The organism is Curtobacterium uvaldense (assembly GCF_028307415.1).
GTDB lineage: Bacteria > Actinomycetota > Actinomycetes > Actinomycetales > Microbacteriaceae > Curtobacterium.
Map to the genome: position 1 here is coordinate 88,932 of NZ_JAQMHU010000003.1, position 10,134 is coordinate 99,065.

The 10,134-nt window shown below is 73.7% G+C and carries 9 protein-coding genes; 1 reads left to right on the top strand and 8 read right to left on the bottom strand.

All coding sequences use genetic code 11. From position 1 onward, the window contains the following. Positions 1–85: 85 nt before the first annotated feature. Positions 86–1,651: an RsmB/NOP family class I SAM-dependent RNA methyltransferase gene (locus PIJ49_RS03055; protein ID WP_271825743.1), complete on the bottom strand. Its 1,566-nt coding sequence runs from the start codon at positions 1,649–1,651 to the stop codon at positions 86–88. Continuing rightward, entirely contained in the window at positions 1,648–2,583 is a 936-nt protein-coding gene (locus tag PIJ49_RS03060; protein WP_271825744.1) for a methionyl-tRNA formyltransferase, read from the bottom strand. The genes PIJ49_RS03055 and PIJ49_RS03060 overlap by 4 nt, the downstream gene beginning before the upstream one ends. Before the next feature lie 93 nt (positions 2,584–2,676). Here PIJ49_RS03060 and PIJ49_RS03065 point away from each other — a divergent pair, with 93 nt between their 5' ends. Beyond that, a complete protein-coding gene (locus PIJ49_RS03065; protein ID WP_174234689.1) occupies positions 2,677–3,132 on the top strand; it encodes a DUF4383 domain-containing protein in 456 nt (151 codons plus the stop codon). 94 nt (positions 3,133–3,226) lie between these two features. On the opposite strand, the gene PIJ49_RS03070 is transcribed toward PIJ49_RS03065, so the two are convergent. From PIJ49_RS03070 to gmk, 6 genes are all read right to left on the bottom strand, one after another. Beyond that, complete coding sequence (locus PIJ49_RS03070) at positions 3,227–4,408, bottom strand: glycine C-acetyltransferase (RefSeq protein WP_271825747.1); 1,182 nt, start codon at positions 4,406–4,408, stop codon at positions 3,227–3,229. Beyond that, entirely contained in the window at positions 4,408–5,460 is a 1,053-nt protein-coding gene (gene tdh, locus PIJ49_RS03075) for an L-threonine 3-dehydrogenase (RefSeq protein ID WP_066658292.1), read from the bottom strand. The genes PIJ49_RS03070 and tdh overlap by 1 nt, the downstream gene beginning before the upstream one ends. 156 nt (positions 5,461–5,616) lie before the next feature. Next, positions 5,617–7,599, bottom strand: coding sequence for a primosomal protein N' family DNA-binding protein (locus PIJ49_RS03080; RefSeq protein ID WP_271825749.1), 1,983 nt, complete (start codon positions 7,597–7,599; stop codon positions 5,617–5,619). 7 nt (positions 7,600–7,606) lie between these two features. Next, on the bottom strand, positions 7,607–8,821 hold the full coding sequence (gene metK, locus PIJ49_RS03085; protein ID WP_271825751.1) for a methionine adenosyltransferase: 1,215 nt from the start codon (positions 8,819–8,821) through the stop codon (positions 7,607–7,609). A 5-nt stretch (positions 8,822–8,826) separates the two neighbouring features. Further along, positions 8,827–9,090: a DNA-directed RNA polymerase subunit omega gene (gene rpoZ / locus PIJ49_RS03090; protein WP_022906709.1), complete on the bottom strand. Its 264-nt coding sequence runs from the start codon at positions 9,088–9,090 to the stop codon at positions 8,827–8,829. Between the two features lie 115 nt (positions 9,091–9,205). After that, on the bottom strand, positions 9,206–10,099 hold the full coding sequence (gmk, locus tag PIJ49_RS03095; RefSeq protein WP_066658295.1) for a guanylate kinase: 894 nt from the start codon (positions 10,097–10,099) through the stop codon (positions 9,206–9,208). Positions 10,100–10,134 lie beyond the last annotated feature (35 nt).

The following is a 10,134-nucleotide window of genomic DNA, read 5'->3' on the forward strand; positions in this document are numbered from 1 at the left end:
ACCGGTCGTGTTCCTCCAACATATCAGATCGTTCCTGGGCCGACAACCCGCGAGCAGACGCCGAGGTTGCGTGTTGCGGGAGGGGTCAGGGGCGACGACGGAAGAGTGCGACGAACATCGCGTCGGTGCCGGTCCGGTGCGGCCAGAGCTGCGCCGTCGGACCGTCGGCGACCTGCGGGTCCCGGGCCGCCACCGACCGGACCACGCCGGCGGTGTCGAGCTGTTCGAGCACGTCGCCGTGCCGCTCGAGCAGCGCGTCGACCTGCCCGCGCGTCTCGGCCAGGTGCGGCGAGCACGTCACGTACGCGAGCGTGCCACCCGGGGCGAGTGCACGGACCGCCGCATCGAGCAGCTCGGCCTGCAGCGCCGCGAGCTCGGGGACGTCCTCGGGCTGCTTGCGCCACCGCGCCTCGGGACGCCGACGGAGCGCGCCGAGGCCCGTGCACGGAGCATCGAGCAGGATCCGGTCGAACAGCTCGTCGCCCGGCTTGCCGAAGCGCCGTCCGTCGCCCTCGACGACCGTGACGGTGTCGTCACCCGCCACGGTGGACAGGGCCTTGCGCACGAGTCCGGCGCGGGCGGGCACGAGCTCGTTGGCGACCAGGGACGCTCCGCCCTGGGCGGCCTCGGCGGCGAGGAGCGCGGCCTTGCCCCCGGGCCCGGCGCACATGTCGAGCCACCGCTCCCCCGGACGGACGGCGGACGACCGCGTGAGGGCGAGGGCCGCGAGCTGCGACCCCTCGTCCTGCACCCGGAGCCGACCGGCGGCGACGCCGGGGACCCGTGCGGGGTCGCCGGTCGTCCCGCGGATGCCGACCGGGGACACCGGGCCGGCGTCGGCCCCGGCGACCCGGCCGGGAGGCGCGGTGCCGGTCTCGTCGTCGGCTCCGGCTCCGTCGTCGGTGCGGGGCTGCTCGTCGGCTCCGGCCCCGCCGTCGGCTCCGGCCCCGTCGTCCGCTCCGGATCCGTCCTCAGCAGCGGTCGCCGTCGCGGTGCGGACGTCCTCGTCGGTGGCGAGCCCGGGCAGCGCGACGAGCTGCACGCGGGGCGCGACGTTGTCGGCCGCGAGCAGGGCGGCGAGCTCGTCCCGCGACCGCTCGGCCGCCAGGGCGTCACGGAGTGCGGCGACCACCCACGACGGGTGCGACCAGCGGGTGGCCAGCAGCGCGTCGCCGCTCCGACCCTCGGTGACCAGGGCGTCCCACTCGTCGTCGGTCTTCGCGGCGACCTTGCGCAGGACCGCGTTGACGAAGCCGGTGGCCCGGCGGGCGCCGATCTCGCGTGCGAGCTCCACGGTCGCCGAGACCGCCGCGTGCGTTGGTGTGCGCATGCCGAGCAGCTGGTGCACGCCGAGGCGCATCACGTCGAGCACGTCGGACTCGATGTTGTCGACCCGGCGACCGGATGCGACCCCGACGATCGCGTCGTAGCGGCCGAGCATGCGGATCGACCCGTAGGTGAGCTCGGTGGCGAAGGCGGCGTCGCGGGCGGACAGACCGGCGCGACGGATGCGCGTGGGCAGGAGCAGGTTCGCGTAGGCGTCGTCGACCTGCACCGCGCGGAGCACGTCGAACGCGACCCGCCTGGCGCTGGTCGGACGGGGGCGACGGTCGCCGCGCGACCGCCGGGAGGACTGCTGTGCGGCGCTCACGAGAGCACCACGCCCTCGAGCGAGCCGAGGCCGCGTGCCCACGCGGCGCCGTCCATCGCCTTCTTGCCGGCGGGCTGGACCTCGGTGAGCACGAGCGGGACGTCGGCCGTGCCGACGAGGAGTCGTCCCTCGACCAGTGCGAGCGCACCGGGCGCGAGGTGCGGGGCGGAGGAGGCCGCGCCTCCCGGCAGGAGCGCGCTGCGGAGCAGCTTCACCCGCGTCTGGCCGAGGTGGGCGAACGCGCCGGGCTCGGGCGTCACACCGCGGACGCGGGCACGGACGGCCACGGCCGGCTCCGTGAAGGCGACGTGCGCGTCGTCGGCGGTCGGCTTCGGGGCGAGGGTCACCGTCCCGGACTGCTCGGTGGCGACCGCGCTGCCGTCGGCCAGGGCGTCGACGACCCGCAGGACGGTGTCCGCTCCGGTCTCGGCCATCGCGGCGAGGACCTCACCGCTGGTGGCGTCCGGGTCGATCGTGAACGGGTCGGCGGCGTACACGGGACCGGCGTCGAGCGCCTCGACGAGCTGGAAGACGGTCGCGGCGGTCCGGGTGTCGCCCGCCATCACGGCACGCTGGACGGGTGCGGCGCCGCGGTACGCCGGCAGCTCGGAGAAGTGCAGGTTGACCCAACCGAGACGTGGAGCGTCCAGGGCGGGACGACGGAGGAGCGCACCGTACGCGACGATGACGCCGAGGTCGGCCTGCAGTTCGACCAGCTGCGCGGTGACGGCGTCGTCCACCCGGGTGGCCTCGATGACGGGCAGTCCGAGCTCCTCGGCGACCTGCGCCACCGGGGTCGGCGTGAGGACACGCTTCCGACCCTGGGGTGTCGGGGGTCGGGTGAGGACGGCCGCGATCTCGTGGTCGGAGGCGGCGAGACGTCGGAGGGTGGGGACGGCCGCAGCGGGGCTGCCGGCGACGACGAGACGCATGGGGTCCATCGTCCCACGGCCGACGGTGTCCGACGCGCGCGGGACGCTGCCGGCCGGGAACGGACTGCGAGCGGGCTGGGTAACGTCCGGACCATGAGTGACGTCACCACCTCCACCAACCGCTACGCCGGCTCGTCGATCCAGAAGGTCGCGCTCGTCGTCGGCATCGTGTTCCTGCTCGTCGGGATCGCCGGGTTCGTGCCGGGGCTGACCTCCGGCGACCTCGGCGGTGCCGGGCACCACTCGATGGCGATGCTGCTCGGGATCTTCCAGGTGTCGGTCCTGCACAACATCGTGCACCTGCTGTTCGGCGTCGTCGGCCTCCTCGCGGCGAACCGGGCGACGGGGTCGCGGATGTACCTCGTGATCGGCGGCGTCGTCTACTTCGTGCTGTGGGTCTACGGCCTGTTCACGGCGGGCACGATGTCCGGCGCGAACTTCGTCCCGCTCAACTGGGCGGACAACTGGCTGCACCTGGTGCTCGCGATCGGCATGGTCGCGCTCGGCGTCGTCTTCCCGCGGGAGCGCCGCCGTCCGGTCGGCGCCTGACCCGGGGCCGAACCCGCTGGACGCAACGTCGGCGGCTCCTCGCAGCGGTACTCCCCTGCGAGCGGCCGCCGTCGTTGCGTTCCGCGGGAGGTCGTCAGGCGTCGACGGCGGCGCGGGCCCCGACGAAGGCGTCCACGCAGCGGCGCACCTGCTCCTCGGTGTGCGCCGCGGAGAGCTGCACCCGGATCCGGGCTCTCCCCTGCGGCACCACCGGGTAGCTGAACGCCGTCACGTAGACGCCCCGCGCCTGCAACTCGTCCGCGATCCGCGCGGTACGGCCGGCCTCGTGGAACATCACGGGCACGATCGGGTGCTCCCCCGGCAGCAGCTCGAAGCCCGCGTCCGACATGAGCGTCCGGAACGTCCTGGCGTTGGCTGCGAGCCGGGCGCGGGCGTCGTCCGACCGTTCGACGAGGTCGAGCGCCGCGACGGTCCCCGCCGCGATCACCGGCGCGAGCGAGTTCGAGAACAGGTACGGGCGTGAGCGCTGCCGCAGCAGGTCGACGATCTCCCGGCGCGAGGCCACGTACCCGCCGGACGCCCCGCCGAGCGCCTTGCCGAACGTGCCGGTGTAGACGTCGACGCGGTCCGCGACGCCGCACAGCTCGGGGGTGCCCCGCCCGTGCTCGCCGACGAACCCGACGGCGTGCGAGTCGTCGACGATGACGAGTGCGTCGTACCGCTCGGCGAGGTCGCAGATCTCGGCGAGCGGCGCGATCGAGCCGTCCATGGAGAAGACGCCGTCGGTGACCACCGCGCGGAACCGGGCCGACGATGCGGCGGCGAGCTGCGCCTCCAGGTCGGCCGTGTCGCGGTTGCGGTACCGGAACCGCTGCGCCTTCGAGAGCCGGATGCCGTCGATGATCGACGCGTGGTTGAGCTCGTCGGAGATGATCGCGTCCTCCGGGCCGAGCAGCACCTCGAACAGCCCACCGTTCGCGTCGAAGCACGACGAGTACAGGATCGCGGCCTCGGTGCCGAGGAAGCCGGCGACTCGACGCTCGAGGTCGAGGTGCAGGTCCTGCGTGCCACAGATGAACCGCACGCTCGCCACCCCGTAGCCCCAGCGGTCGAGGGCGTCCTTCGCCGCGTCGACGAGGTCGGTCGAGTCCGCGAGCCCGAGGTAGTTGTTCGCACAGAAGTTGAGCAGGTCGGTGCCGTCCGCCGCGATCGCCGCACGCTGCGGACCGGCGATGCCGCGCTCGCGCTTCGTCAGCCCCGCGGCCTCGATCCCGGCGAGCTCCGTCGCCAGGTGGTCCTTGATCGCGCCGTACATCAGGTCTCCGTCCAGTCGATGACGACCTTGCCGCCGTCCGCGCTCGCCGCCGCGGCGAACGCTGTCTCCCAGTCGCGCGCCGGGTGGCACGCCGACACGATCGAGCCGATGCGCTCGCGCAGGACCGCACTCGTGGCGAGCATCGAGCTCATCGCCTGCCACGTCTCGTACATCTCACGGCCGTAGATGCCCTTCACCGTGAGCATGTGCGTGACGACCTTGGCCCAGTCCACCGCGATCGGGCCGCTCGGCAGCCCGAGCATCGCGATCCGCCCCCCGTGGTTCATGTTCTCGACCATCGCGGGCAGCGCGGTCGGGGCGCCGGACATCTCGAAGCCGACGTCGAAGCCCTCACGCATGCCGAGCCGCTCCTGAGCCGCACGGACCGTGGCCGCCCCGTCGTGACGCACGTCCACCCCGAGGTCGGCGCCCATGCCCTCCGCGAGGCGCAGCCGCTCCGTGCTGACGTCCGTCCCGACGACGAACCGCGCACCGGCGTGTCGGGCCACCGCGATCGCCATGAGGCCGATCGGTCCGCACCCGGTGACCAGCACGTCCTCGCCGACCAGGGGGAACGCGAGCGCGGTGTGCACGGCGTTGCCGAGCGGGTCGAAGAGGGCACCCACCTCGGGTTCGACGGGGCCGTGGTGGACCCACACGTTCGTGCCCGGCAGCGTCAGGTACTCCGCGAACGCGCCGTCGCGCTGCACGCCGAGCCCCTTCGTGCGGATGCACATCTGCCGACGTCCGGCGCGACAGTTCCGGCAGGTGCCGCAGACGACGTGCCCCTCGCCGGACACGAGGTCGCCGACGGCGACGTCACGCACGGCGGCGCCGACCTCGACGACCTCGCCGGAGAACTCGTGGCCGGGCACGAGCGGTGCGGTCACGGCCGACGCGGCCCAGTCGTCCCACCGCTCGATGTGCAGGTCGGTCCCGCAGATCCCGGTCCGCAGCACGCGGACGAGGACCTCGTCCTCGGTCGGGACCGGCACCGGCCGGTCGGTCATGATCAGTCCCGGACCGGCGTCCGGCTTCCAGAGCGCCCGCATCGGCGTCACCTCGTCACTTCGTCGTGCGTGTGGTGTGGTCGTCGGCGGCTCGTGGCCACCACCGACCAGCCTGGCACACCGTCCGGACGGACGGGAGGCTCGGTGCGCGCCCGGCGCGTCGCGGCACCTCGACTCCGTGGGCGCGTCCGCGGCGGGTCAGACCTCGGTGAACGGCTCGGCGTCGTCGAGTCGCACGCGCAGGGTCGGCGCCGCGCGACGTCGGTTGCCGCCCGGGAGCACCCGGCGCGTCGACGAACGACGGATGACCTCGGCCTTGAGCGTCGCCGCGACCTCGGCCCCGTGCGCGTAGGCGAAGCGCACGATCGCACGGACCGTCCCGGGCACCGGGTCGTCGGGTACCGGAACCGGCCCGAGCACCGCCCCGACCACCGCGTCACCGAGGGCCTCGACCGCCTCGGTCACCGCCTCGTCCGTACCGGTGAGCGTCGCCACCCGGACGGCCGGCGGGAAGTGCAGGGCCCGTCGGTCGACGAGCTCGTCGTGCGCCGGCCCGTCGAGCCGCCAGAGGGCCATCGCCGTGGCGAGCTTGCCGCCGATGCCGACGAGGTACACCTCGGCGCCGGGTGCGCCCTTGGCAGCGGCGTTCGTCCAGAAGCGGAGCACGTCCTCCTGCACCCGGAGGCCCTCGCGGGCCAGGAGCCGTTCGCCGTCGAGCAGCAGTACGCACGCGTACCCGCCCGGCGCGCTCGGCTCCGCGCCGCGTGTGGCGACGACGACCGCGGGGCGGGCGGGGACCTCGTCGAGCGGTCGGGAACCGTCCGCCACCACGATCCGGGTGCCGGGGAACGCCCGGCCGAGCTCGTCGGCGGTCCGCTGGGCCCCCTGCCCGACGGGCTTGAGCCGCCCGCCGCCGCACGTCGGGCACCGGAACCCCACGGCGAGGGCACCGCAGAACCGGCACTGCGGGGTCGCGTTCCGGTGCGGGCTCCCCAGGGGGCCGCCGCACACCCGGCAGTGCGCGCGTTCCCCGCAGTCGGCGCAGACCAGTCCGGTGCCGAAGCCCGGGTTGGCGACCTGCACGAGGACGGGCCCGTGCTGGCTGGCCTCCCGCGCGGCGCGCCACGCCGTGCTGGGGATGCGGGCCTGGGCCGCGAAGCCCTCGGCACCCGCCTGCTGCGCGGTCGGGATCACCTTCGGCGTCGGTACCCGGTACGGCGCGAGCTCCTGGAGCCAGTGCAGCTCGACGAGCCGCTGGACGTCGGTCGACCTGGCGTGCGCGACGAAGAGGAGTGCGGCGCCGGACTGCGCGGTCCGCACGAGGGCGACGTCGCGCGTGTGCACGTACGGGGCCCGGGGCTCGACGAAGGACGCGTCGCCGTCGTCCCACATTGCCACGAGCCCGAGCTCGGACGCCGGTGCGAACGCCGCGGTCCGGTTGCCGATCGCCACGACGGCGTGCGTCCGCGCCTGCAGCAGCGCCTTCGCACGCTGCCCGTTCGTCTGCTTGGCGTCGAACCGGACGACGCGCTCCGGCGGGAGCACCGCGAGGAGCGCGCGTTCGAGGTCCGTGACGTCGCGGAAGTCCGGGACCGCGAGCACGGCCGACTGCTCGCGGGCGACGACGTGCGACGCCGCCTGTGCGAGCGTCGCGGCCCAGCCGGGCACCCACACGGGGTCATCGGCGGTCCCGAGGTCGACGGGGTGGGGCACGGCGTCGACCGCAGCCCGTCCGTGGTCGGCGAGCAGGGCCTCCAGGACGCCCTCGGCGTAGCCCGTCACCGGGGTCGGCTCGACTGTCGGCGGTGACCACGAGGTGTCGCGGGCGAGCCAGGCCTTCTCGGCACGGACCTGACGGGTCGGCACGGCGAGCCGGAGCACGTCGGAGGCGACACCGGCGGCGCGGTCGGCGACGGCACGCGCGAGCGTCCAGATCTCCGGGGCCAGCACGGGCACCGGTGACACGACCTGTTCGACGGGACTGAGCTCCCCCGGCCAGTCTCCCTCGGAGACGACCTCGACGACGTACGCGTCGGACATCCGGGCGCCGGTGCGCAGCGGCACCTTGACCCGGACCCCCGGCACGCAGTCGTCCTCGAGCTCGGCCGGCACCCGGTAGTCGAACAGACGGTCCAACTGCGGGAGCGGCGAGTCGAGGACGACGCGCGCGACGGTGGTCACACGGTGCCTAGACGGCGGCGGTGACGAGTCCTGCTGCGGCGCGGAGCTCCTCGACGCGGTCGAGCTGCTCCCAGGTGAAGCCCGGCAGCTCGCGGCCGAAGTGGCCGTACGCCGCGGTCTGGGCGTACCGGGGCTTGAGCAGGTCGAGGTCGCGGATGATCGCGGCGGGACGCAGGTCGAACACCTCGGTGATGGCGGCCTCGATCGTGGCGTCGTCGACGTGTCCGGTGCCGAACGACTCGACGTACAGACCGACGGGCTTCGCGCGGCCGATCGCGTAGGCGACCTGGACCTCGAGCCGGTCCGCGAGCCCCGCGGCGACGGCGTTCTTCGCGACCCAGCGGAGCGCGTAGGCGGCCGAGCGGTCGACCTTCGACGGGTCCTTGCCGCTGAACGCGCCGCCACCGTGGCGGGAGGCCCCGCCGTACGTGTCGACGATGACCTTGCGTCCGGTGAGTCCGGCGTCGCCCTGCGGGCCGCCGATCTCGAAGCGACCGGTCGGGTTCACGATCACGTCGACGTGCGATGAGTCGAGGTCGACCAGGTCGAGCACCGGACGGATGACGTGCTCCGTGATCTGCGCGGTGAGCTCGTCGAGCGTGACCGCGGGCGAGTGCTGCGTGGAGAGCACCACCGTCTCGACGGTCTTCGGCACGACGCCGTCGTAGCCGACGGTGACCTGGGTCTTGCCGTCCGGGCGGAGGTAGTCGAGCTGCCCGCTCTTGCGGACCTCGGCCAGCCGCTCCGCCAGGCGGTGCGCGAGCCAGATCGCGACGGGCATGTACTCGGGCGTCTCGTTCGTCGCGAAGCCGAACATGATGCCCTGGTCGCCGGCGCCCTGGCGGTCGAGCTCGTCGATGCCCGCACCGGACCGGCTGTCGAGCGACTCGTCGACGCCCTGGGCGATGTCCGGCGACTGCGCACCGATCGACACCTCGACACCGCAGGTGCGGCCGTCGAAGGAGACCTCGGACGAGTTGTACCCGATGCCCGTGATGACGTCGCGGACCAGCTTCGGGATCTCGACGTAGCCGGACGTGGTGACCTCGCCCGCGACGTGCACGAGCCCGGTGGTGACCATCGTCTCCACGGCGACGCGCGCGTGCGGGTCGACCGTGAGCAGCGCGTCGAGGATCGTGTCCGAGATCTGGTCGCAGATCTTGTCGGGGTGCCCCTCCGTCACCGACTCGGACGTGAAGAGGCGCAGGTTGGTGCCGCTCACCGGGGTCAGTCGGTGGGCTGCTGCTGCTTGGTGACGGTCAGCTTGTCCTCGTTGATCTCGTGCAGAGCAACGGACAGCGGCTTGTCGTCGATCGTGGAGTCGACGAGCGGACCGACGTTGTCGAACAGCGACCCCTCGTGCAGGTCGGCGTAGTAGTCATTGATCTGACGGGCGCGCTTCGAGGCGAAGATGACGAGCGCGTACTTCGACTCCACCTTGGCGAGCAGGTCGTCGATGGGCGGGTCGATGATGCCCTGGGGGTTGGCCATGGTGTCTCCTGTCGGCTGCGGGTGCGTGGGGCGCGGGTCCGACCGGATCGGACCGCCCGACCGCGGTCGGGCTGCGCGGGCGCGACGCCGAGGAGGCGCGCGCGGGTGCGCCGTGTCAGGGCGCAGAGAACAAGTCTACGACCTCGCGTGCCGCGGTGCCGACATCCGAGTTCACGATGCGCACGTCGAACTCGTCCTGCGCGGCCAGTTCGACCTTCGCGGTCTCGAGTCGGCGTGCCTGTTCCTCGGCGGACTCGGTCCCGCGACCGATGAGCCGCCGGACGAGTTCCTCCCACGTCGGCGGCAGCAGGAACACGAGCACGGCCTCGGGCATGGCGTCGCGGACCTGCCGAGCACCCTGCAGGTCGATCTCGAGCAGCACCTTGTCGCCGGCGTCGAGCGCGCGGTCGATCGGCGGCCGTGGCGTGCCGTACCGGTAGGAGTTGTGCACCACGGCCCACTCGAGCAGCTCGCGGTCCCGGATCATCCGGTCGAACTCGGCGTCGTCCACGAAGTAGTAGTGCACGCCGTCGACCTCGCCCGGGCGGGGCTTCCGGGTCGTCGCCGACACGCTGAGGTCCACGTCGGGGAAGTGCTCGCGGATGTGCGCGCTCACGGTGCCCTTGCCGACGGCGGTCGGTCCGGCCAGCACGACGAGCTTCGACGCACCGCGCTTCCGGCCGCGGGCGGCGAGCCAGTCGGCCAGGGCGGAGCGCTGCCGGGTGCCGAGCCCGCCGAGCCGCTTCGACGGGGCGATGCGGAGCTCCCCCATCACGGCCTCGGCACGCGCCGGGCCGATCCCGGACATGCTCGTGAGCAGGTCGCGCACGCGCAGCGACTTCTCGGCGGGCAGGTCCGCGTCGGACCACGCGGCGCGAGCGACCTCGAGGGCGCTGCGCTCCCCCGACGCCACCTGCGCCTTGACGGCAGCACGGGCGCGCCGAGCGGCGACCGCCGCGCGGGCGGCGGCGACGCGGTCGACCTCCGGCGGGTTGCGGTGCGCGGGCAGGTCGCTGCGGTCCGGGGTCCCGGAGCCGGGCGTCT

Bases quoted from the DNA above. Each gene is read 5' to 3' on its own strand.
- PIJ49_RS03060 (WP_271825744.1), bottom strand. From the start codon at position 2,583: ATGCGTCTCGTCGTCGCCGGCAGCCCCGCTGCGGCCGTCCCCACCCTC.
- PIJ49_RS03065 (WP_174234689.1), top strand. From the start codon at position 2,677: ATGAGTGACGTCACCACCTCCACCAACCGCTACGCCGGCTCGTCGATC.
- PIJ49_RS03070 (WP_271825747.1), bottom strand. From the start codon at position 4,408: ATGTACGGCGCGATCAAGGACCACCTGGCGACGGAGCTCGCCGGGATC.
- tdh (WP_066658292.1), bottom strand. From the start codon at position 5,460: ATGCGGGCGCTCTGGAAGCCGGACGCCGGTCCGGGACTGATCATGACC.
- rpoZ (WP_022906709.1), bottom strand. From the start codon at position 9,090: ATGGCCAACCCCCAGGGCATCATCGACCCGCCCATCGACGACCTGCTC.